Genomic DNA, 25,221 nt, shown 5'->3' with positions numbered 1-25,221 from the left:
AGTTACGTTTTCAATGACAAATTTAAAGTTAATGTTAAACTGTTGAAAATACATGGTTATATCCTAAAATGATCGAAAAGAAAGCATACTTTTATTATCTTTACAAAACAAAAAAATATACTTAGTAAGTGTTTTTAACCTATTAAGTATATTAAATATTACAATAATCCTTATCTATTGTCTTCAATTTATCAATAGTTTATAATTTACTAATATACCACCTCAGGAAGGATTTGTTTTAATATGGAAAAAGAAAATTTATTTAAAGTTGCAGATTCCTTAATTAACTTTTTATGGATTATTCAAAGTAATATATTCAAAGTACAAGATATATCTAAAATTTTTCAATCATTACATGAAAATAATAAACAATGCTGCTCCGATTTTTCTATTCCTCCTTCACACGCCAGAGTTATATTCTATCTTTTTCACAGTAATTCATCTCCTATTTCTCAAATAGCAGATAATATAGGTATATCAAAATCTAATATGACTCCAATTATAGACAACCTTATTAATTATGAATTAGTTAATAGATATCCAGATCCTAATGATAAAAGGATTCTTAGAGTTGAACTAACACCAAAAGCTTATGATTTACTGAATTCTCTTCGTAATGCCATCTGTAGCTCTTTCGCTGAAAAAATTTCTTCTCTTTCTGATGATGAAGTAATTACGTTAGATGATTCCATAATAAACCTTATAAATATATTAAAAAAATTAAAATAACACTTACCTAATCACTTGCTTACATAAAGGATATTTTTTAAATTATAATATCTCGATTAATTCTATTTCTTTCATTTCACCAAATTTAATCGAATTATTCCTCTAATCAGAAGCATGAAAAAAGGATGATCATATAAATCACCCTTTTTCATCAACTTTTATATATAACTTATCTCTGTAATTTTTATTTTTCCATTGCTTCTCTAAATGACTCTATTAAATCATCTATATCTTCTAATCCTACGGATACTCTTATCAATGTGTCTGTTATTCCAAGCTCTTCTCTTTCTTCTTTTGGAATTGAAGCATGACTCATCTTAGCTGGATATGAAACTATAGTTTCAACACTACCCAAGCTAACAGCTACCGCTACATTCTTTACATTATTTAAAAATACTTTTGTTCTCTCAAATGTTTTAAATTTAAATGATAATACAGCGCCTGCTCCATCAGCTTGTTCTAAATGTAGTTCTCTTCCCTCCATAGAAGGTAATCCAAGATAATATACCTTTTCAACTTCTTCTCTTGATTCAAGCCATTCTGCTAGCTTTTGGGCACTTTTTTGAAGTGCATCTAGTCTAACTTTTAATGTTTTGATACCTCTAACCAAAAGCCACGAGTCTTGTGGTCCAAGTACTGCCCCAAAAGTATTTTGTATTTGATACACCCTATCTCCTAATTCCTTTGTTTTAGTTACAACAAGACCTGCTATAACATCACTATGCCCTCCAAGAAATTTAGTTGCACTGTGAACAACAATATCTACTCCTAGTTCAATAGGTCTTTGCAGATATGGTGACATAAATGTATTATCCACTATAGTTATTGCTCCATTTTCTTTAGCTAAATTACTAGCTGTTCTTAAATCTATAACTTTTAGCAGTGGATTTGAAGGTGTCTCTAAATAAAGACCTTTAGTATTTTCTTTGAATGCTTTTTCTATCTCTTCAATATTTGATGCATCTACAAAAGTGAATTCTATATTGAATCTTGAGAATAATTTTGTAGTAGCTCTATATGTCCCCCCATATACATCTCCACATATTATAATATGATCTCCTGAAGAGAATATTGATAATACAGAGCAAATAGCTGCCATTCCTGATGCAAATGCAAATCCGCACTCGCCACCTTCAAGTTCTGCAATTAATTTCTCTACCACATCTCTGGTTGGATTACCTGATCTTGCATAATCGTATTTTCCGAAGTTTTCTATATCAAATTGGTGAAATGTTGATGTCTGATATATTGGAGTGCTTACTGATCCTGTTGCCGGATCTATATCTCCACTTGCATGTATTAATTTAGTTCCAAAATTCATATTTAACGCCCCATTCTATTTTAATTATAAACTTTATTTTCCTATAGCATTTTCTAAATCCTTTAGCAAATCTTCTATATTCTCTATTCCCACTGATAATCTAAGCAGATATTCATCTACTCCAAGTCTTTGCTTAATTTCTTCCGGTATCTCTGAATGTGTTTGAGTAAATGGATATGTTATTAATGTCTCTACTCCCCCTAGGCTCTCTGCAAATCTTATTACTTTAACTCTTTCTAAAATCTTGGCAACTAATTCTTTTTCTTTTACTCTAAACGATAATGTTGCCCCAAAACCTGTCGATTGTTTCTTATTTAATTCATAGCCTTCAAAACCTTCTAGACCTACGTAATACACCTTTTCTACTTTAGGATTACCTTCTAAAAACTTAGCTATCTTAAGTGTATTCTCTTGTGACCTTTCCAACCTTATATGTAAAGTCTTTATACCCCTTAAAATTAACCATGAATCAAAGGGAGATAAAGTTGCTCCTGTTGACATGTGAATTCTTCTTAATTTTTCTAATATTTCTTCATCATTTGCTACTATGAACCCTGCAAGTAAATCATGATGCCCACCTAAAAACTTTGTTCCACTGTGAACAACTAAATCTGCTCCTAGTTCTAGTGGTCTTTGATAGTACGGAGTTAAAAAAGTATTATCCACAATTAACAGTAAATTATTTGTTTTTGTTATTTCTGCAACTGCTTTTATATCTGTTACCTTCATCATAGGGTTAGATGGAGTTTCTATAAGTATTGCCTTTGTATTTTCCTTTATAGAATTTAATATATTTTTAGTAACTGTAGTATCAACGAAGGTAGCTTCTAATCCAAAATCCCTAAAAATATCATCAAACAATCTATATGTCCCACCATATAAATCATCAGATAAGATTATATGATCTCCAGCCCTAAATAAATGTATACAGGCTGTAATTGCTGCAACTCCTGAAGAAAACCCTATCGCTGATTTTCCACCTTCTAAAACAGCTAATGTTTTTTCAGCTTCTTCCCTGGTTGGATTTTGAGCCCTTGCATAATCATATCCGGTGCTATTATTAAGACCATGATGTTTAAACGTAGCAGCCTGATATATCGGAAAGCTTATAGCACCAGTTTCTTTATCTCCACCTGATACTCCACTGACTGCGATTGTTTCAAAAGATTTTTTTAAAGTCATTATTTTGCCTCCTTTAATTTGCTTTGCTTAATGCATTACTTATTGCTAATATCAGAAATAATATTAATAAAAAAAGCCACTTCCAAAACAAGAAGTGACTTTATAGTCATATTATAAGTTCTACAAAAACTTAATTCCTCTCATTTTTCAAGATATTCTCTTGCAGGATTTAGCACCAACGAAAAAATTTTTATATAAAATCTTTCAGGTTGCCGGGCTTCAAAGGGCCAGTCCCTCCACCGCTCTTAATAAGATTAACTTATCCAGATATTTTTTTGTTAATACTAATTATACATAGTTACAGAAACTTGTCAACAATTATTAGTAAAAATATCGACTTTCTATGTAATTAAATTATGAAAGTTTCATTCCTACCTTAAGACTTCTTCTAAATAAAAAAACAGATAGATATTTTAATTCTTAATAAAATATCTATCTTCACAAATTTAACCTTCATAACACTAATCATATTTTGCATATACATTTTAAATAATACAATTCATTCTTTATAGAATATATAATTTTTACTATTCACTAGTTTAAGGTGAACTTCGATGAATTAAACTTCTTTAGGATATATGTGTTTTATTTTTTATCTACTACTTTTTCATACTGCTTACTCATATCTTAAGGCTTCAATCGGATCAAGGCTAGCCGCTTTTTTAGCTGGATAATATCCAAAGAACACACCAATCGCCATTGAAAAAGTAAAGCTTATTAAAATTGTTGGAATAGATATCGATATTGGTGATTTTAATACTATACATGCAATTATTCCCATCCCAATTCCAAGTATTATACCAATTGTTCCACCAATGGTGCATATTATAACTGATTCAATTATAAATTGCATCTTTATGTGACTACTTTTAGCACCGAGAGCCTTTCTTGTTCCTATCTCTCTTGTTCTCTCTGTAACAGATACGAGCATTATATTCATTACTCCTATTCCTCCTACAAGTAATGCTATAGCTGCAATTACAGATATCCCCATAGATATCATACCAAGCACTGATGTTATTTCTGCAGCATCAGCTTCATTATTCTGAACCATTAATGTCCAATTCTTATTATTCTTGTACATCTTATTCCCATACTTTTGCATATCGCTAACTAATTTCCCTTTGTCTATCCCCATTTTAGGGACTACAGTAAAATACTCAAAGTTTTTATTTTTTTGTAGTGCTTTTTCAGTTGTTATAGGGATATATAAAGAAGTTCTTCTGTCCTTTTCTGATGTAGAACCTTCACCCATTCCAAATAATGATGAATTTTCATATTGATATACACCAGCTATAACATATGTCTGAATATCATCATTTGCATAGACTTTAATTTCTTTACCTAACGGATCAGTTTTTCCTTTAAAGATATTATTAACAAGCTTATCAGAAACTATAGCGACTTTAGAATTTGCTTTAACATCCCTATCAGTGATAAATCTTCCACTAATTAGTTTCAAGTTTTTAACCTGTTTGTATCCTTCATTTACTCCTGTGGTGCTTACATTTGCATAAGAATATCCATCTTTTACTTTTCCTTGTCCTAATTGTTCCTGTACACTTATACTATTAATTTTATCTTTAAATACTTCATTAAATGAATTTATCTGTTCCATTGTTATAAGATCACTATCTTCTGGCTGTTTACTAGTCCCATTCCCACTAGCAGTTCCGTCTTCTTTTTTTATCGCTATACCAATGTCTATATTATTTGCACCCATTTTATCCATTTGAGATGATACTGTAGATGTAATTGCACTTCCAATAGAAACAATCCCTATAACAGATGATATTCCTATTATAATTCCTAGCATAGTTAATAATGAACGCATTTTGCTTGATTTTATACCTGCTATCGCAAGTGCTATATTCTCTTTTATAAACATAACTTTTCACCATTTTGAAACCTTCTAGTATATTTGTCGTTATGTTCTTCTGATACTATTTTCCCATCCTTCAATGTTATGATTCTCTCTGTTTCTCCTGCAAGTTCATAATTATGAGTTATAAAGACAATTGTCTTCTTCTCCATTTCATGTACCTTATGAAATAAATCCATAACTAGCCTACCAGTTGATGAATCAAGTGCTCCTGTTGGTTCATCAGCAAGTATTATGCTTGGATCATTTGCAAGTGCACGTGCAATTGCCACTCTCTGTTTCTGTCCACCTGATAATTCATTTGGAAGATGCTTCATTCTATCTTTCATTCCAACAAGTTCTAGAAGCTTTTCTGCCCGTTCTTTTCTCTCCTGCTTTCCCATTCCATAATAAAGCATTGGTAACTCAACATTTTTCAAAGCTGAACTCCTCGGTATTAAGTTATAAGTTTGAAACACAAATCCTATCTTCTTATTTCTAACTTCTGATAATCCATTATCTGTTTTTTCACCAACATTTGTTCCACTTAAAATATATGTTCCAGATGTTGGTCTATCAAGTGCTCCTATAATATTCATTAAAGTGCTTTTTCCTGACCCTGACGCACCAACTATTGATACAAATTCGCCCTCTTTTATTGTTATATCTATATTCTTGAGAATATCTAATTGATTGGGAGTTCCAATATAAAAGCTTTTTACGATGTTTCTCATTTCTATTATATTATCATTCAAAAAACTCACCTTCCACTTATTCGAATTTTTTCTCCAACTTTATGAGTTGAAGGGTCATCAATTATGATAATTCCATCTGATATTCCTTCACCTGAAATTTCTACACTGAAATCAGATTCAAGTCCTGTATCTACTGGTAACTCTTTAATTATATATTCATTTGGTTTTTCACTGCTTTTTTCTGCAACATATATGCTCTTCGTATCTCCACTTTCAACTATGCTATTAGATGCAACTGTATAAATATCAGATTTTTCATTTGTAATAATATTTATTCTTGCACTCATTCCTACCTTCATATTCTCATTTGTATCATCTACTTTAATTTTTGCCTCAAAACCTGCATCTGAGTTTGCTCCTTGAGACTGACTTTGTGAATTCTCTGATTGTGCTTGAGGTGCAGATCCCCCTCCTTTTTTAGCAGCTGGACTAACACTTTCCACTTCTCCTGCAAAGGTTTCATCCCCTGTTGCATCTGTTTTTATTTCTGCTCTCTGTCCTACTTTAACATTAGCTATGTCGACTTCCTTAATTGGCACAGTTATTTCTATATTATCTAAATTTTCGATCTGAAATAAAACTCCATTTCCTGAATTTCCAACAACAGCATTTACATTTGTAACTATTCCATCACTTGTAGCCTTAATAGTACAATCATCTAGCTGCTGTTTTTGCTTCTCAATCGCAATTCTCTGGCTTTTATTATTATAGTTTGTTTGTGCTGTTTCATAGTCACTTTTAGCCTTATTAAGAGCTTGGTCAACTTTAACCTTAGCATTTTCAAGAGCTGTTTTTGCCTTCTCATAATCTGATTTAGCAGTGTCATAATCTATCTTTATCTTATTTAAGTCGCTCTCAGAAATTGCTTGAGCGTTAAATAAGGCTTTATTCTTATCATATATTTTCGATTTATCATCAAGAGTAATTTGTGCTAAACTTAGTGTTTCTTCTGCATTTTTAATATCTGCATTTGAATTGTTATTATATAAATTCAATTCATCATTATATTCTTTTTGAGCTGAATCAAGCTGTGTCTTAGCATTAGCTTCAGTTGCATCTGCTGTAGCTGTAGCCTGTTCAATATCTTTTTCTAACCCATTTGAATCTAGTACCGCTAGAACATCTCCAACTTTAACCTTATCTCCCTCTTTTACTTTTACCTCTTGGACTGGATTGTTCAAGGTACTGTATATGTTAGTTGATTCTTTACTTTTTATTTCTCCCAAAACATTAACACTATTTACAATCTTCCCCTTAGAAAGAACTGTACTCTTTACTTGCGGAGCTGACTTAGGCATAATAAACTTTCCTATTATGATAGCTCCAATTAATATAAATATTGTACATATTAATATTACTTTTTTGCTTGGCTTCTTTTTTAGTTTCATCCCCTTAAGACTTATGCCCTTAGGTTTTAACTTTTTTACATCTAATTTCGGCATTTTTAAAACTTCCCCCTATTCTTAACAGCCTTTTTATCCATGTAATAGTAATTAACTAACATTGTCATATATATGTTACTCTTTAAGCATCATTAATTCTTACACTACCCTTACAAACTTCCACTATATTGAATTTATGTAACTTTACCAATCTAATATTCATCAGTATATCACTAATGCTTTAACATAACCCTTAATAAAACATTAATTTTTCCTTAAATAAAAGCTTAATATAAATCAGTTCCTGTCATATCACTTATATAATAACCTAAGTTTAATTATTCTTATATTGATAAACCTTACATTTACCTTTCAATTCTGTAACAATAATATGGATAAAGACATATTATGAATAATTCCACTTAACATAAAGGCTGCTTCGAAGTAATTATTTCAAAGCAGCCTTTTATATTTATTAACAATAAAAACTCTATTTAATTTTAAAAAACTCATCTTTAATATTCCCATTTAGCGTCGGTGATAATTCATTTAATTTCCTTAATATGCTAGTCTTATTCTCGCCACCTGCTAAAGTTGGAATATAATCATTTTTATCATTTCTTGAAGAAATCATTGCTGGAATTACTTTATACTCAAGACTAGATAATTTATCATCTTCAATATTAACTTTAATTTGAAGTATGAAAGTTCTTTTATCTGATGGATTGGAATTTCCTCCGAAACAAAAGTTTCCCATAGAGTATGCTATAAATTTCCCCTTATAATCTTCCATACTTTCAATTACATGTGGATGAGAACCAATAACCGCATCAGCTCCATTATCTATAGAAAATCTAGCTAAACTTTTTTGGACATTATCTGGTTCATATTTTTTCTCTACTCCCCAATGAAAATATGGAATGACAACTTCTGCTCCCTGCTTTCTTAACTCACTAATATCGGTTATTATTTTAGATTTTAAATTATTAGAATATTCCCAACCTGTATATCCTAAAAATCCAAATTTTATTCCTTGAATATCCTTTAATATTTTATATCCTTCACCACATATATCAATATTCTTTTCTTTTAAAGTATTAATCGTATCATTTATACCTTGCTTTCCATAATCATAAATATGATTATTTGCTATCGTAACACCTTCTATTGATCCGCTAGTAAGAATGTTAACGTATTCCTTAGGTCCTTTAAAATTATAAAATACTTCTCCATCTTTATGTGCTTTATCTTTGGAATCTGTAAATGTAGTTTCTAAATTCACTAATGTATAGTCATCTTTACTAAATACGCTCGATACATTTTGCATAAAATAAGAATAATTCTTTCCACTGCCTATAAACGCTGCTGGTAGGCTACCATCATAAGGGAATTTAGTGTCAGTCCCTAAAGTGAAGTCCCCTGCAAAAGAAATAACAATCGTTTTCTTTATTGGTTCTTTGAGTTGATTAGTTTTATAATCATCATCAGTTGACTTATCAGTTTCTCCATTTACTTTATCGTTAGCTGTATTTTCTTTATTGCTTAATCCTTCTCTATACCTTAAATAGATTAAAGAACTAGTTAATACTAATATAGTTACCAATATAAAAGTTATATATTTAAAATAATTACTTTTTTTCTTCTTATCTCTTATGTATGTTTCTCCATGGCTGATCCTAGAGTTTTTATCATTCATATATAGACACCTAACCTTTTAGTTTTGAGTTATCTTTATACAAATGCTAACATATTATACATTTTGATTCTATATTTTATATGTAATACTCCATCTAAATCCAAACAATATTTGTTCATAAAAGAATTCTTTTATTTAAAATGTATTTCTAATATTTAATGAAACCCAATAAGTGTTGATAAAGTTCTAACTCTCATCAATTACCTGCAACCATATGAACACATACTAAATTTAAATACCACATTTTGTTACTTAAACGATTCTCTTTTTACTAGCTTAGTATCTATAATATAGTGATTTATCGCCGTATCATTATTTTCTAGAAAATCTATTAAAATTTTTGTAGCATAATACCCTAGTTCTTCAGATTTAATGTCAACTGATGATAATGATGGTATTTGAAGCTCCGCTAATGGACTATTATTAAATCCCACTACATCTATATTTTTAATTTTTCTGTCATTGAGTACCTTAAGCGTACCAAATGCTAGTACATCATCCTCTGCTATTATGGCTGTAGGAGTAATATTTTCTAACAATTTAATTGTTCCATCTATTCCTTCCTGTTCATTAAAATCATCCATAATCGCAAAATTTTTATCCTGTATTGAAATTCCGTTAATTTCGCATGCAACTTTGAATCCTTTAAATCTATCTTTTGTAACATTCCATTCCTTCTTTGCGCCTAGAAAAGCAATAGATTTATGCCCTTTCTTTACAAGTTCATTTACTAAATTGTAAGTAGCCTGAAAATTGTCATTATCAACCCATAGCAAATTTTCCGATTCTTCCGGTCTTCCTATTACTACAAATGGGAATTGTGTTTCCTTAAGATATTTAATACTTCTATCATCAGTTCTTGCACGTAATAAGCATATTCCATCAACTAAGTTACTTGTTATGAAATTATTTATATATTCCAATTCAGCTTTTTCATCCTCACTAAATGCATATGTAATATAATACTTTTTGTTTTGAGCGTATTTGCTCATTCCCTTCATAGCTTGAATAAAAAACGTATTAGTTATCAAGTCTTGAGCTTCATTAGGTAAAACCACACCTAATATTCTGCTTTTCTTATTTGCCAGACTCCTAGCTATCGCATTTGGCTTGTATTTCAATCTCTTTATCGCATCTCTAACTCTTTCCTTAGTTTCTTCACTTATCTGTGAACTATCTGATATAACTCTCGATACAGTTGATGGAGATACATTCGCTTCTCTTGCTACTTCCTTTATTGTAACTTTCATAACTTACTCCTATTCTCAATAATAAATTACTTATAAAGTTTACTAACATAAAAACATCTTAATCACATTCTAATATACTATCTTTTTAGGAATAATCGCTTAATGACAGTAAAAACTTATATATGTCACGCTTTATAACTATTTTCCTTTAATAATTTTAATATTAACATACTTAAAATAATGTTACAATTGCCATATATATGGTTTTATTAAACAGCAATCAAATAATCTTTCTTGCTATTACTAGGAATCATAAATTGAGGCACGCTATCTAATTAACAAATAAATATGTAGTTAATCTCCACCATAATTAATGAGTATATATTATTGTAGAGATTATCTTTCATATAAATTATCACTATCCTTTACTTTTGCTATAGTACCTCCTAATTATCACACCTTCCATAAGTTCTAGTGATCTGATGAATTTTTTCTGCTAATTGATCTGTCAATGCATCTTTCCTTACTCTCCAACGCCAATTATTCCCCAATGTTGAAGGCAAATTAATTCTGGCTTCATTTCCCAAATTCAAGAAATCTTGCATTTGTGCCATGGAAATATTCGCGATACTGCTCCAAGCACCCCTAATAAATCCCCAGTTATACCCCTCTTCTTTATTTAGACCTAAATACGTTATTGCTCTTTGAACTTCTTCTTTAGGTGCTGTTTTTTCAATCCATCCTCTTACAGTATCATTATCATGTGTACCAGTATAAACTATAAAGTTCTTTTCATAGTTATGAGGTAAAAAAGGATTTGAGCTATCTGAATCAAATCCAAATGTCAATATCTTCATTCCAGGAAACCCTGTATCATTTCTGAGCTTTATTGTTTCTTCAGTAAGTGTACCTAGATCTTCTGCAATTATATTAACTTCACCAAGCTCATCTTTAATTACATTGAAAACTTTTATTCCAGGGCCTTTAACCCATTCACCATTTTCTGCTGTTAGATCTCCATAAGGAATAGACCAATATGATTCAAATCCTTTAAAATGATCTATTCTAAGTACATCATATAAGTTCAAACTTTGTCTTATGCGATCAACCCACCATTTATAGTCCGTTTTCCCCATATAGCACCAATCATAGATTGGATTTCCCCATAATTGTCCTGTGGCAGCAAATATATCCGGTGGACATCCAGCAACTTTTAATGGTTTTAGTGTATTTTTATTAAGTAAGAATGCTTCAGGATTCCCCCATACATCAGCACTGTCCTCTGCCACATATATAGGCATATCTCCTATTATTTCAATTCCCAAATTATTAATATAGGCTTTTAAATTATTCCATTGTTTATAGAACTCATATTGCAAAAACTTCCAAAATCCTATTTCATCTTCTAATAAGATTTTATACCTATTTATTGCCTCTGTTTCTCTTAACCTAATGTCTTCATCCCATTCATACCAGCTCTTCAAATCAAAATGTTTTTTTATTGACATATACAATGCATAATCATCAAGCCAATAGGCCTCAGCTTCTTGAAATTTAATTAAATCCTTATCTTGTCTTAATTTAAATTTTTCGTATGCTATTTTTAATACCCTTAATTTTTCTTTAAAAATCAAGCCATAATCTATATCCTCTGAACTTTCCCCAAAGTTCACTGAATAATAATCGCTCTCATCTAAAAATCCATCCTGTCTTAAAATATCAAAATCTATAAAATATGGATTCCCAGCAAATGCCGAGAAAGATTGATATGGTGAATCTCCAAAACTTGTAGGCCCTAGCGGAAGTATCTGCCAATACTTCTGACCCGCCTTTTTTAGAAAATCTCCAAATTTATATGCTTCTTTACCAAATGTCCCTATCCCATACTTTCCTGGCAGAGAAGCAATGTGCATTATTATACCACTACTTCTATTCATATATTCCTCCTAATTTCCAACGTTTGTTTTAAATTTATTTCTATAACTAATCTCTACTCTCTTCATGCTCAAGCAACCGCTTGCGCAAAGACACATATTAAACTACATTAACAAGAATATAGTAACAATAGCTAATATACGCTCTCTTAATGACTATTTTATAGATCCTTGAACAATACCTGCAATGATATGTTTTTGAACAAAGAAATAGAATATGATTATTGGAATTATTGCTAAAATTAATGCTGCCATTGCTAATTCCCATTGTTTTGAAAACGCTCCGAAGAAATTGTTCATGGCTAATGGTATAGTATTTATCTTTCCGTTTATAGTTAAAAATGGTAATAAAAAATCATTCCATATCCATATGCTATTTAAAACTGCAACTGTAACGGTAATTGGCTTTAATAATGGCAATAGAATTTTCATATATGTCTGCCATTTACTGCATCCATCTATAGTTGCCGCTTCTTCGACTTCTTTTGGTACTCCTTTAATGAAACCATGATATAAGAATATGCTCATGCTAACCCCAAACCCTATGTACATAAAAATAAGCCCATAGTGTGTTCCTAACATTTGAAATGGTCCCAACTGGATTTTTGCCATCCATTTTACAAGTGGTATCATTACTGCTTGAAATGGAACAATCATTCCCGAAGTAAATATATAAAATATTATCTTACTCTTTCTTGACTGATCCCTTACTAACATCCATGAAGCCATTGATGAAAAAAGAATTATTAGTACCACACTTCCTATAGTTATTATCATAGAATTTGCAAATGAACTTATTATACTCATTTTTTTCATAGCATCTAAATAATTCTGAAAATTCCAAGTGTCAGGAAGACCAGTTGTGTTTGAAAAAATCTCTCTTCTTGTCTTAAATGAATTTATAAGCATCAAGTAAAATGGTGTCATATATGCTATCAATAGTAACCATGAAAATACTTCTAATAGTTTTAATCTGCCAGTATAACTATCTAGTGTCTTTAGCTTTTTATTTACTTTAACTTTTTCTATGTTATTAACAACTTTACTTGGCTCCATTATACCTCTACCTCCTTTTTCTTATTAAAGTAAACTTGAGTTAAAGAAATAGTAGTTACTAGTACAAAGAATATAATAGCTTTTGCTTGTCCTATTCCCATATTGTTCACAATAAACGCTTCATTGTAAATATTTAATGCTAACATTTCAGTGGTTTTCATTGGTGTAAGTGAAAAATTTAAATCAAATAACTTAAATGAATTTGCTAAAGTTAAGAATAAACAAATTGTGACTGCTTGTCTAACCATAGGTATTGTTATATTTTTAAATGTATGCCACCCATTAGCTCCATCAATATGCGCTGCTTCTATTAAGTCAGTCGGAACATTTTCAAGAGCTGCCACATAAATAACCATTATATATCCAGCATATTGCCATGTCGAAACGATTAGCATTGCTAGCATTGCCGTAGTTGGCGCTTGTAAAAGTGATGTCGAAAGTGTTGCACTTCCCAATGCTTTACCAACTCCTGTAAATACTGAATTAAACATAAATTGCCATATAAAACCTAAAATTAATCCTCCTATTAAGTTTGGCATAAAGAATCCGGTTCTTAAGAAACTACTAGTTTTTAATTTTCTAGTTACTATATACGCTAGTCCAAACCCTATTATATTTATAGTTATTACGCTCGCAATTGTATATAACACTGTTATCTTTAGAGAATATATAAATTGTACATCTTTAAAGATTCCTGTATAATTTTTTATTCCAACAAAATCATAATGAGGATTAGCACCATTCCAATTTGTAAATGTATAATATATACCTATTATAAACGGAATTATTACAACCATTGTCATAGCAAATAAAGCTGGTCCGACAAAAATCCAAAACTCTTTAATATCTCGTGATTTCTTACTCATACACTTACTCCTTTCTTAATAATAGTTAGCTCTATCTTATAATTTAAAATACTTATACAAAATTCATGAGGAGGTATTAATCCCCTCATGAATAAATCTTATCTAATATTATTTAGCTTTTGTAGCATCTTGAATTCCTTGTAACATATCTTTCTTTGCTTGTGGCCCCATATCTGTATTAATAAATTTAGAGAATAAAGGCGCTAAGCTATTCTTGTTAAATCCATCTGGTAGATTAGTGAATGCCCAATGAAGAGTCTTTCCTTCTTTGTTATATTCAGAAATTGATTTATTTAATTCATTATCACTTTCAACTGTAAAGTTTGTAAATGCTGGAATCATATTCATATCCTTAACTAATGCCTCTTGACCTGTTTGACTTGTAACCATCCAGTCCAAGAATTCTTTAGCTTCTTTATTAATTTTAGAATCTTTATTTACTACCCAATACATTGGAACGCCTACTGGAATAGACCCACTCATTTTTGGATCATTATTAATTGCAAGTGGTGCAAATCCCATATGGAACTTATTATTCAGATCTTCCAGCTTTTGTAAATCCCCAGCAACCCAGTTACCTTGATGCAAGAATGCAGTCTTTCCAAGTGCAAAGTTACCAACTTGAGTACTATAATCTATAGTGTCTAGATTCTTTCCTCCACCATATTTACAAAGTAATTCAACTAAGTTCATCCAGTCATTAAATTGCTTATTATTAACTATATCTGCTTTCCCTGCAAGATAGTCCTTTGTAAATTGAGCTGGATTATCTTGAGTTGCAAGTGGTATATTAAATGTGTGATTACCAGTAACCCAGAATTCTTTTGTTGTATAAGAAACAACATTATCAAGTCCTAATTCCGCTTTTTTACTATCTAATGTCTCAAACGCTGCTTTTAATTTATCAAAGGAATCTAGAGATTTGGGATCTATACCAGCCTTGTCCAAAATATCTTTATTATATAACAAGCCATACCCTTCTGTTGCTGCTGGCATTCCATATACTTTTCCGTCGATAGTTACTGTATCTAGTGTTCCTTTAACAGCATTTTTAACCCAGCCTTGATCGCTTAAATCATCAATTTTATGTTTCCAAGTTTCATAATCCCCAGCTCCTTGAATCATAAATATATCTGGTTCCGTACCCTTTTGAAATTCTGCCTTTAACGATGCGCCATAATCAGCTCCACCGCCCACTGAAGTAACTTCGACTTTTACGCCTTTTTCCTTTTCATATTTTTTAGCAAGTTCTTGAAGTGCATCATTAATTTCAACCTTTAATTGATATACTTTAATTGTTTTTCCACTTCCACCATCGCTTGAACTTTGCGAACTTGCTCCTGATGAGCTTCCGCATCCAACCATAGTACCAGCCAATAATGTAGAAGCTAAAATTGTTGATAATATTTGTTTTGTTTTCATTTAAATACCCCTCCATTAAAATTTTGTTTAACATTCTAAATGATTTTCAAGAATACCAAACATATATTTATATAACACATACCAAAAAATTTATTTAAGCATGTATGTTAATCACTTCACTTCGCAAACGATTGCGAAAGTTTTAAAAAAATGCAGTCTTTTTAGCATATCAAGCTATCCAGACCCTATTTGTTAACCTTTTCTCAAGTAAATCTACTTCCTAATGATATAAGTATATCAATCAAAGAAAACTTTTACAAATTATATTATCCTTTGTTTTTGATTAAATTTGATGGCTTTTCTATGTTTTATTACCATTTACTCAATTATAGGCCGCTTTATAAAAACGGTTGCATAGATTCTTCTCATTTATTCATACCTATTTTCGGCTTTATACGTACTTATTAATATTAACTTATCTTTTCTTGTTAACTTTTTTATTTCATATTCTCTTTTCATTGCATCTTTTCTATTTTCAAACACTTCATGATATACTAATTTAACTGGCCCTCTTCCCCTTGTATACTTTGCTCCACATCCATCCGAATGCATTTGGATTCTTTTTCTTAAGTTATTTGTCCATCCTGTATAAAGTGTTCTATCTGAACATTCTACAATATACACATAATTCATGTATTACCTCAACTCTTGACTTATAATTTACTATCTTAATCCAATTCTAAATTCTCTCTAATAAAATTATACCAAAAAAGAAGACGATCATCTACGAATCTCGTCTTCTAAAAACTTTAAATATTAGTCTACTTTAGCTGTATCAATCCAGCTCATCATTCCTCTTAATTCCTTACCAACTTTTTCAATTGGATGTTCTGCTTCCATTCTTCTTCTTGCATTAAATCCTGGTCTATTAGTTTGGTTTTCTAACAACCAATTCTTAGCAAATGTACCATCTTGAATTTCAGTAAGAACTTTCTTCATTTCTTTCTTAGTTTCATCTGTGATGATTCTTCTACCAATTTGGTAATCTCCATATTCAGCAGTATCTGAAATTGAATATCTCATCATGCTTAATCCACCTTGATATAATAAATCAACAATTAATTTCATTTCATGCATACATTCAAAGTAAGCATTTTCTGGAGCATAGCCTGCTTCTACTAAAGTTTCAAAGCCAGCTTTGATAAGTTCTGAAACTCCGCCACAAAGAACTGCTTGTTCTCCGAATAAATCTGTTTCTGTTTCATCTTTAAATGTAGTTTCAAGAACTCCTGCTCTTGCTCCTCCAATTCCATTAGCATATGCTAATGCATATTGTTTAGCTTTTCCTGTTGCATCCTGATGTACAGCTATTAAACAAGGTACTCCAGCACCTTCAGTATATGTTCTTCTTACTAAATGCCCTGGACCTTTAGGCGCAACCATAAATACATCAACATATGAAGGTGGAACCACTTGACCGAAGTGTATATTAAATCCATGAGCAAAAACTAATGCATTTCCTTCTTCTAAGTTTGGAGCAATTTCTTCATTATATATTTTTGCTTGCTTTTCATCTGGTAATAAAATCATGATTAAATCTGCTGCTTTTGCCGCATCTGCAACAGTTGCAACTTGCAACCCTGCTGCTTCTGCTTTAGCCCAAGATTTACTTCCGTTATACAATCCAACAACAACATCTACTCCACTTTCATGAAGATTTAATGCATGTGCATGCCCTTGGCTACCATATCCTATTATAGCAACTTTCTTTCCTCTTAATAAATTTAAATCTGTGTCTTTTTCATAATACATTTTTGGCATTTTAATGACCTCCTAGTTAATATTAATATCTTCTTCACTTATTATTTGGTTAATTGGCGCACCAGGTGCAACCATAGGAAAAACTTTTTTATCACTGTTTATTAGATAATCTATAAGAACTGGACCTTCTGAATCCAGAGCTTTTCTAAGTATATCGTCTATTTCATCTACTTGAGTTATTCTAAATGCTTTAGCTCCAAAAGCTTCAGCAAGCTTAACATAATCTGTAGGTCTATCTAAAGTTGTCTCAGAATATCTTCCTTCGTAGAAGAAATCTTGCCATTGCCTTACCATTCCTAAACAATTGTTATTCATAATAACTTGAATTAATGGAAGATTGTTTTTAACAGCAGTAACTAATTCATTGCAGTTCATTCCAAAACTTCCATCTCCTGCAATATTAAATACTCTTTTATCAAATCTGCCTATCTGAGCTCCAATTGCTGCTCCAAGACCATATCCCATAGTTCCAAGTCCACCTGATGTTATAAATGTTCTTTCACTTTTAAAATTGAAATATTGAGCAGTCCACATTTGATGTTGCCCAACTTCAGTAGAAATTATAAAACTTCCGTCATTTAATTTATTCAACCTATCAAAGAACAATTCCGGAGTCAAGTCACAGTATGGCACTAATTTATTATTCTCTTTTAAATTATTTATAGTATTCAACCATTCGTCATTTTTCTTTTCATCAATTATTGGTATTAATTGATTCAGTGCCACCTTTAAATCTCCTACTATACATGTATCAACTTTTATATTTTTATTTATTTCTGCTGGATCAACATCTATTTGTAATATCTTTGCATTTTTTATATGATTTTGATTACTTATAACTCTATCACTAAATCTAGCTCCAAGAGTTATTAATAAATCACATTTAGTTGCAGCAATATTTGATGCTTTTGTTCCATGCATTCCTATCATACCAGTATACAATTCATGATCATTTGGAAACTCAGACATACACATAAGCGATGTTGATACAGGACAATTTATCTTTTCCGCAAATTTTATTAATTCAGATGTTGCTCCAGATATACCTATACCTCCGCCTGCATATATAAGAGGTCTCTTGCTTTGATTTATTAACTCAACAGCTTCCTGTAATGATTTTTCTGTAATATGCTCTGATTTTCTAATTACCTCTTTAGGAATTATTTTATTATATTGAGTTTTTTCAGCAGTAATATCTTTTGGAATATCTATTAATACCGGCCCCGGTCTACCTTCCTGAGCTATATAAAAAGCTTCCCTTATTACGTCCTGAAGTTCATTAATATCCCTTACAATATAATTATGCTTTGTTATAGGCATTGTAATTCCAGTTATATCAACCTCTTGAAAACTATCCTTTCCAAGTAATGGCTTTGCCACATTTCCCGTAATGGCAACCATTGGAATTGAATCCATATATGCAGTAGCAATACCTGTTACTAAGTTGGTAGCTCCAGGTCCTGAAGTTGCAAGACAAACTCCAACTTTTCCAGTGGCCCTTGCATATCCATCAGCCGCATGTGATGCTCCCTGCTCATGGCAAGTAAGAACATGACGAATTTTATCCTTATATTTGTATAACTCATCATATATATTTAATACCGCCCCACCTGGATATCCAAATATAGTCTCTACCCCTTCATCAAGCAATGACTTTATTAATATTTCAGCCCCCGTCACTAACATTTTATTCACTCCTTTGCTTATAAAATGATCTCTGTTTGATAACTAGCAATTTATAAATTGATTTAGATTCTATTTTGTTGTCTCTAATTTCTCGCGAACTAGATTTCCCATTTCAATTGTTCCAACTTTCTTCTTACCTTCAGTCATTATATCTCCAGTTCTATATCCATCTTCAAGAACTGCTAAAACTGCATTTTCAATAGATTTTGCTTCTTCCTCTAATGAAAAACTATACCTAAGCATCATTGCTGCCGAAAGAATAGTTGCTAACGGATTAGCAATTCCTTGTCCTGCGATATCAGGAGCACTTCCATGAATTGGTTCATACATTCCAAGAGTTCCTTCCCCAAGCGATGCTGAAGGTAACATACCTATTGAACCTGTAACCATACTTGCTTCATCTGATAATATATCTCCAAATATATTTGAAGTTACAATTACATCAAATTGATTTGGATCTTTTACTAACTGCATAGCAGTATTATCAACATACAAATGATTTACTTCAACTTCTGGATAATCCTTAGCCATCTCGTTAACTACACTTCTCCAAAGTCTAGAACTTTCTAATATGTTAGCTTTATCTACACTTGTAAGTTTCTTATTTCTTTTCATTGCTGTTTCAAATCCTATTTTAGCGATTCTAGTTATTTCATTTACATTATATCTTTCAGTGTCATAAGCACTCTTTACTCCATCTACTTCCTCCAATCCTCTTTCTCCAAAGTAAATTCCACCTGTTAATTCTCTAACTATGCAGATATCTATCCCATCTTTAACAATGCTATCTTTAAGTGGTGATTCATTTTTTAGTGGAGCATATAGTACTGCTGGTCTTAAATTACAATAAAGATTTAATGCACCCCTTAATCCTAGTAGTGCTTGCTCTGGTCTTATTTTAGCAGTAGGATCATCCCACTTAGGGCCTCCAACAGCTCCGAGTAGAACTGCATCACTTTTTTTACATGCTTCTAAAGTTGCTTCTGGAAGCGGAGTTCCTTCTTTATCAATAGCGCATCCACCTGCTAATACATATTCATATTCAAATCTATGCCCAAATTTATCTCCAATAACTTTTAAAACCTTTATTGTTTCATCTATCACTTCTGGGCCAATTCCATCCCCTGGTATTACAGCTATATTACATTTCATTATGATAATCCCCCTCTTATAATTGCCTATTTCTTATTGCTTTTTAATCAAAATTTAATTATTAATTCTAGTTATTAGTATCCTTCTCTTAAGAAAATATATTAGTTTAATTTGATTCTTCTTTTAATAATCAATTTTTCTATCTATTTCTTATATATCCAATCAATCCATCATTATCGATGATTTTTTGCATAAATTCAGGGAATGCTTCCCCTTGATACTCTTGGCTCTTAGTTAAATTTTTAATAAGACCTGTTGAGAAATCAACTTCTAATTCATCTCCTGCATCAATATTTTTTACAGCTTCATCACATTCTAAAATTGGTAACCCAATATTGATTGCATTTCTATAAAATATTCTTGCGAAAGTTGATGCAATAACACAGCTAACCCCTGCTGTCTTTATTGCTAAAGGTGCATGTTCTCTTGAAGAACCACATCCAAAATTCTTATTTGCAACAATTATATCTCCACTCTTTACATTTTTAACGAAATCCACATCTATATCTTCCATACAATGTGCAGCAAGTTCTTTAGCATCCGAAGTGTTTAAATATCTTGCTGGAATTATTACGTCTGTATCTACATTATCACCATATTTGAATACTTTACCTTTTACGCTCATTACTAAATACCTCCTACACTAATTCAGGATCAGTTATTTTTCCGGTTAAAGCAGACGCTGCTGCCACTGCTGGACTTGCTAGATATACTTCTGACTCAACATGCCCCATTCTTCCTACAAAATTCCTATTTGTTGTCGATACACATCTTTCACCCTTAGCTAAGATTCCCATATGTCCACCTAAACATGGTCCACAAGTCGGCGTTGAAAATGCAGCTCCAGCCTCTACCAAGTCAGTAACTATTCCTTCTTTTATTGCTTGTAAATAAATTTTTTGAGTTCCAGGGATAACTATACATCTAATACCCTTTTTAACTTTCTTTCCTTTTAAGATATCTCTAGCTATTCTTAAATCTGAAATCCTACCATTTGTGCATGATCCAATTACAACCTGATCAATAGCTACATCTCCAGTATTATCAATTGTTCTTGTATTGTCTGGTAAGTGAGGAAATGAAACTGTTGGTCTTAATTCACTTAAATCAATTTCAAATACTTTATCATATTCTGCATCTTCGTCAGCTTCATAAACCTTCCATTCCCTAGAAGCATGATCTTTTAAATATTCTTCTGTTTTATCATCAACTGGGAAAATTCCATTCTTTCCACCAGCCTCTATTGCCATATTTGCCATTGTAAATCTATCATCCATTGAAAGATATTGTAAGCCATCACCTACAAATTCCATTGATTTATATAGAGCACCGTCAACACCAATCATTCCGATTATGTGTAAGATTATATCCTTACCACTTATCCATTTTGCTGGTTTATTCTTAAGTACGAATTTTAAAGCAGATGGAACCTTAAACCAACACTTTCCTGTAGCCATACCAGCTGCCATATCAGTTGATCCTATTCCTGTTGAAAAAGCCCCAAGTGCTCCATAAGTACATGTGTGTGAATCAGCTCCTATAACAACATCTCCAGCAACTACTAGACCTTTTTCAGGAAGTAAGCAATGTTCAATTCCCATTTCTCCTACTTCAAAGAAATTTTCTATCTCCATATTTTGAGCAAATTCTCTAATATATTTAACTTGTTCTGCTGCCTTTATGTCTTTGTTAGGAGTAAAGTGATCTGGTACTATAGCAATTTGGCTTTTACTAAATACTTTATCTGTTCCAAACTTCTTAAATTCATTTACAGCAACTGGCGTTGTAATATCATTTCCTAATACTAAATCAAGATTTGCTTCAATTAATTGTCCAGCTTTTACAGCTTCCAATCCCGCATGAGCTGCTAAGATTTTTTGAGTCATTGTCATTCCCATGTTTTAATCCCCCTTAAAAATATGCTTTTACTTTTCTTTCAATATCTTTTATTAATTTATATTCTATTGAATCTACTAGAGCTATCCAACTAGCTTGAATTACATCCCGAGATACCCCAACAGTACTCCAACTTTCAATCCCATCTGTTGATTCAATTAATACTCTTACCTTTGCCTCAGTTGCACTTTCTGAATCCAAAACTCTAACTTTATAATCCACTAATCTTGCCTGTTTTAATTCTGGATAAAAAACTTCTAGTGCTTTCCTAATAGCCTTATCTAAAGCATTCACTGGTCCTTCGCCTTCTGCTGCTGTCATCTCATTTTGTCCATCAACTGTAATGTTTATTACTGCTGTTGATGAGAACTCCTCTGATCCATAGGGTTGTTCACCAATGATCTTAAAATGATTCAATTTAAAGAACGGTTTGTACTTTCCAATAATTTTTCTTATAACTAATTCAACTGTTCCTTCTGCTCCTTCAAACTGATACCCATCATATTCTAGTTCTTTCAATCTATCTGTAATCTTTTGAACTGATTTATCATCCTTAGATATATTAGGAAATATCTTTTGTATTTCCTGTAAAATTGTACTTTTGCCACTTACCTCAGATACTAAAAAGCGCCTCTTATTCCCTACCAATTCTGGCTCTATATGTTCATATGACTTTGGTGATTTAGTTACTGCATCTATATGCATTCCGCCTTTATGAGCAAACGCTGAATTTCCTACAAATGGATCTTCATCTGATAAAGTGATATTACAAATTTCAGCAATATACCTAGATGTTTTTGTTAGATTTACTAGCTCGTTATCATTTAAAACTTTATATCCAAGCTTTAGTTTTAATGTAGGTATTATTGTGCTTAAATTAGCATTCCCGCATCTTTCTCCTATTCCAATAAAAGTTCCTTGAATCTGACTCGCTCCTCCCTCCACTGCCATGATCGAATTTGCAACTGCCATCCCCATATCGTCATGACTATGAATTCCAAGCTCAACCTTCACTGTTTCTTTTATGGTTTTAGTTATACTATATATCTCTTGAGGTAAAGCCCCTCCGTTAGTGTCACATAGTACAACTACTTTTGCCCCTGCTTCTTCTGCTGCCTTTAAAGTTGCCATCGCATACTCTTTGTTGGCTTTATATCCATCATAAAAATGTTCTGCATCAAATATTACTTCTTTCCCCTTAACACACAAATACTCAATTGTGTCTTTTATCATATTTACATTCTCACTTAAAGAAGTTTTTATAATATCTGTTACTTGAAAGTCCCATGACTTCCCAAATACGACAATTGTGTCTGCCCCTGATGACAGTAAGTCTTTTAGATTTTTGTCATCTTCTACGTTAATTTTAGGTCTTCGTGTAGATCCAAATGCTACGACCTTTGCGTTCTTAAGTTCCACATCCTTAAGCCTTTTAAAGAATTCCATATCTTTTGGATTTGATCCTGGATTACCAGCTTCAATGTAATCAACTTTCATCTCATCCAAAACTTTTACTATTTTAATTTTATCTTCTAATGAAAATGAAATTCCTTGACCTTGGGCTCCATCTCTTAGAGTCGAATCAAATATTTTCACCTGATTCTGAGCCATATATGATTATCCCCCTTTTCATTTTATTGCCTTATTGCTTTTAGATTATCTTTATTTAATGTACATTAATAAGATTCAATGGAATTTCTTATAGTTTTTTCCCCTCTTTGTAGTGCTGTCACACCTGTTCTAACCAATTCTTCTATTCCATACTCCTCCATCAGGTTTATTAATGCTGATATTTTATTTTCATCCCCAGTTAATTCTATCGTTAAAGTGTCTGTAGACAGGTCAATTATCTTGCTTCTAAAAATATTTACAGTTTCATTTATTGCGGCTCTGTTTTCTGCACTTGCCTTTACCTTAATTAGCACCAATTCCCTATAAACAGAGTCATCAGCTTTAAAGTTTATAACCCTTATAACATCTTCTAATTTATTTAGCTGCTTCTTAACCTGTTCTAATACATTCTCGTCTCCCATAAGTGTAATTGTCATTCTCGAAATTGAAGGATCTTCAGTTCTACCAACAGTTAAACTATCGATATTGTATCCTCTTCTTGAAAACAATCCACTGACTCTACTCAAAACACCAGATGAATTCTTTACTAAGACAGATAATACATGCTTCTCCATTGCCTTCCCCCCTTAAAAATGGTTAAAAAAATCCACCCTTAATGATATAAATCATAAGAAGTGGGATAATATTCCGCCTTACATAATATCACTAGGTTCTAACAAACCCTTGCATATAACGGATGCACACCGGATATCTTTTACTCAAGGAACGTTATTCCTCTTTCTGGATTCTGCTCAGGAGTGATAATTATAGAGCTAAAGTATCGATTCTCACCAGCCATCGACTCTCTGCAACTTATCTACTAAATAATTTTCTCCATCTCAGCATTTTATAGCTTAAGGACCTATTTGATTTTCCTGTTAGACTAAATTGTACTCTCGGTTTTTATTGTTGTCAACATTTTAATTATATATTTTTCATTATCATTTTTTTATATATTTACAATATATGAAAATTAACTATTTATCATTTTTTTATATGTTTTTTTAACTATTTGCCAATACACAAAGGCTTAATTTAATTGTATTAATTTTTATAGTAGCTTAAATTAACAATTTAAATAAGGTCACTTTTATTGTTTTTTTAATTTAGAGTACTACATCCTGCTAATCTTTGTTCCATAATCATCCATATATTCAACTTCTTGAATGTTTGCTAAAACTGCATCTAAACTATAATCATATATGTTAAAATTTATTTTTGCTTCACATAACTTTGAAATTATCTCTTCCTTCTCATCTTCAAAAACTAACTCTTTATTAATTTCTTCAATGAATGACACTGTTTTATATATTTCGCATTTTGCTCCCTCTTCGGCACCTAACTGCGTAAATACGTTGTACCTATATTCATCTCCACCTATTTCAGTAGCATCATTATAACCATCCTTATGAAAAACATCATCAAGACGCAATTCATAATACATATTAATATATGCTTTTACTCCTTCTATATCATTAAATCCCTTGCAATTACCGGTTGGCATCACTACTAGATATTCATTATAAGGTTCTTTGTCCATATAAATGCCTCCTTTATCAACGTATTATTATTTTATGTATTAATCTATTTATCCCCTTATTGTTCATTTGTTATTCATAAAAAATTATATGTAAAAAGACAAATTTTCAAGCAACTTTATAAACTTATAGTAATTTAAAATTAGTTTTATTTATTTTGGGTAAATAAATAAAAAGGAACTC

The 25,221-nt window shown here is 31.5% G+C and carries 21 protein-coding genes and 1 riboswitch; of the genes, 1 reads left to right on the top strand and 20 read right to left on the bottom strand.

Annotation, left to right across the window (positions count from 1 at the left end):
• Positions 1-243: 243 nt before the first annotated feature.
• A complete protein-coding gene (locus F3K33_RS01320) occupies positions 244-729 on the top strand; it encodes a MarR family winged helix-turn-helix transcriptional regulator (protein ID WP_039772663.1) in 486 nt (161 codons plus the stop codon).
• A gap of 184 nt (positions 730-913) precedes the next feature.
• Here F3K33_RS01320 and F3K33_RS01315 read toward each other — a convergent pair whose 3' ends face one another.
• From F3K33_RS01315 to F3K33_RS01220, 20 genes are all read right to left on the bottom strand, one after another.
• Positions 914-2,050: a trans-sulfuration enzyme family protein gene (locus F3K33_RS01315; RefSeq protein WP_039772665.1), complete on the bottom strand. Its 1,137-nt coding sequence runs from the start codon at positions 2,048-2,050 to the stop codon at positions 914-916.
• A gap of 33 nt (positions 2,051-2,083) precedes the next feature.
• Positions 2,084-3,232 carry a trans-sulfuration enzyme family protein gene (locus tag F3K33_RS01310; protein WP_039772667.1) on the bottom strand — a complete coding sequence of 383 codons (1,149 nt, stop codon included), beginning with the start codon at positions 3,230-3,232 and terminating at the stop codon, positions 2,084-2,086.
• A gap of 137 nt (positions 3,233-3,369) precedes the next feature.
• Positions 3,370-3,487: riboswitch (SAM riboswitch) on the bottom strand.
• Positions 3,488-3,848: 361 nt separating this feature from the next.
• On the bottom strand, positions 3,849-5,120 hold the full coding sequence (locus tag F3K33_RS01305; RefSeq protein ID WP_039772669.1) for an ABC transporter permease: 1,272 nt from the start codon (positions 5,118-5,120) through the stop codon (positions 3,849-3,851).
• A complete protein-coding gene (locus tag F3K33_RS01300) occupies positions 5,111-5,848 on the bottom strand; it encodes an ABC transporter ATP-binding protein (protein ID WP_011967589.1) in 738 nt (245 codons plus the stop codon). Before F3K33_RS01300 ends, F3K33_RS01305 begins: the two co-directional genes overlap by 10 nt.
• Positions 5,849-5,853: 5 nt before the next feature.
• Positions 5,854-7,290 (bottom strand): HlyD family secretion protein, encoded by a 1,437-nt coding sequence (locus F3K33_RS01295; RefSeq protein ID WP_039772671.1) that lies wholly within the window; start codon positions 7,288-7,290, stop codon positions 5,854-5,856.
• 430 nt (positions 7,291-7,720) lie between these two features.
• Positions 7,721-8,926: a CapA family protein gene (locus F3K33_RS01290; protein ID WP_039772672.1), complete on the bottom strand. Its 1,206-nt coding sequence runs from the start codon at positions 8,924-8,926 to the stop codon at positions 7,721-7,723.
• Between the two features lie 248 nt (positions 8,927-9,174).
• On the bottom strand, positions 9,175-10,176 hold the full coding sequence (locus tag F3K33_RS01285) for a LacI family DNA-binding transcriptional regulator (protein WP_039772674.1): 1,002 nt from the start codon (positions 10,174-10,176) through the stop codon (positions 9,175-9,177).
• Between the two features lie 386 nt (positions 10,177-10,562).
• The gene (gene malQ / locus F3K33_RS01280; RefSeq protein ID WP_039772676.1) at positions 10,563-12,053 is read right to left on the bottom strand and encodes a 4-alpha-glucanotransferase; all 1,491 of its coding nucleotides are present in this window, start codon (positions 12,051-12,053) and stop codon (positions 10,563-10,565) included.
• Positions 12,054-12,206: 153 nt separating this feature from the next.
• Positions 12,207-13,106, bottom strand: a complete 900-nt coding sequence (locus F3K33_RS01275; protein WP_039772678.1) for a carbohydrate ABC transporter permease — start codon at positions 13,104-13,106, stop codon at positions 12,207-12,209.
• Positions 13,106-13,972: a carbohydrate ABC transporter permease gene (locus F3K33_RS01270; RefSeq protein WP_039772680.1), complete on the bottom strand. Its 867-nt coding sequence runs from the start codon at positions 13,970-13,972 to the stop codon at positions 13,106-13,108. The genes F3K33_RS01275 and F3K33_RS01270 overlap by 1 nt, the downstream gene beginning before the upstream one ends.
• A 108-nt stretch (positions 13,973-14,080) precedes the next feature.
• Positions 14,081-15,394, bottom strand: a complete 1,314-nt coding sequence (locus F3K33_RS01265) for an ABC transporter substrate-binding protein (protein WP_039772682.1) — start codon at positions 15,392-15,394, stop codon at positions 14,081-14,083.
• 369 nt (positions 15,395-15,763) lie between these two features.
• On the bottom strand, positions 15,764-16,027 hold the full coding sequence (locus tag F3K33_RS01260) for a GIY-YIG nuclease family protein (RefSeq protein WP_017209788.1): 264 nt from the start codon (positions 16,025-16,027) through the stop codon (positions 15,764-15,766).
• A 123-nt stretch (positions 16,028-16,150) separates the two neighbouring features.
• Complete coding sequence (ilvC, locus tag F3K33_RS01255) at positions 16,151-17,155, bottom strand: ketol-acid reductoisomerase (RefSeq protein ID WP_011967570.1); 1,005 nt, start codon at positions 17,153-17,155, stop codon at positions 16,151-16,153.
• Positions 17,156-17,167: 12 nt separating this feature from the next.
• Positions 17,168-18,841 carry a biosynthetic-type acetolactate synthase large subunit gene (gene ilvB, locus F3K33_RS01250; RefSeq protein WP_039772685.1) on the bottom strand — a complete coding sequence of 558 codons (1,674 nt, stop codon included), beginning with the start codon at positions 18,839-18,841 and terminating at the stop codon, positions 17,168-17,170.
• Between the two features lie 69 nt (positions 18,842-18,910).
• Positions 18,911-19,993, bottom strand: a complete 1,083-nt coding sequence (gene leuB, locus F3K33_RS01245; RefSeq protein ID WP_039772687.1) for a 3-isopropylmalate dehydrogenase — start codon at positions 19,991-19,993, stop codon at positions 18,911-18,913.
• A 139-nt stretch (positions 19,994-20,132) separates the two neighbouring features.
• Positions 20,133-20,618, bottom strand: coding sequence for a 3-isopropylmalate dehydratase small subunit (gene leuD, locus F3K33_RS01240; RefSeq protein ID WP_017209668.1), 486 nt, complete (start codon positions 20,616-20,618; stop codon positions 20,133-20,135).
• 13 nt (positions 20,619-20,631) lie between these two features.
• Positions 20,632-21,891, bottom strand: coding sequence for a 3-isopropylmalate dehydratase large subunit (leuC, locus tag F3K33_RS01235; protein ID WP_039772689.1), 1,260 nt, complete (start codon positions 21,889-21,891; stop codon positions 20,632-20,634).
• Between the two features lie 13 nt (positions 21,892-21,904).
• Positions 21,905-23,500, bottom strand: a complete 1,596-nt coding sequence (gene cimA, locus F3K33_RS01230; RefSeq protein WP_039772691.1) for a citramalate synthase — start codon at positions 23,498-23,500, stop codon at positions 21,905-21,907.
• Between the two features lie 65 nt (positions 23,501-23,565).
• Positions 23,566-24,075, bottom strand: a complete 510-nt coding sequence (ilvN, locus tag F3K33_RS01225; RefSeq protein WP_011967564.1) for an acetolactate synthase small subunit — start codon at positions 24,073-24,075, stop codon at positions 23,566-23,568.
• A 539-nt stretch (positions 24,076-24,614) separates the two neighbouring features.
• Positions 24,615-25,040, bottom strand: coding sequence for a hypothetical protein (locus F3K33_RS01220; protein WP_039772693.1), 426 nt, complete (start codon positions 25,038-25,040; stop codon positions 24,615-24,617).
• Between the last annotated feature and the right edge of the window lie 181 nt (positions 25,041-25,221).

Source organism: Clostridium beijerinckii (genome assembly GCF_008705175.1).
In the GTDB taxonomy this organism is placed as follows: Bacteria; Bacillota; Clostridia; order Clostridiales; family Clostridiaceae; genus Clostridium; species Clostridium beijerinckii.
This window is presented reverse-complemented; position numbering and strand designations above follow the sequence as displayed.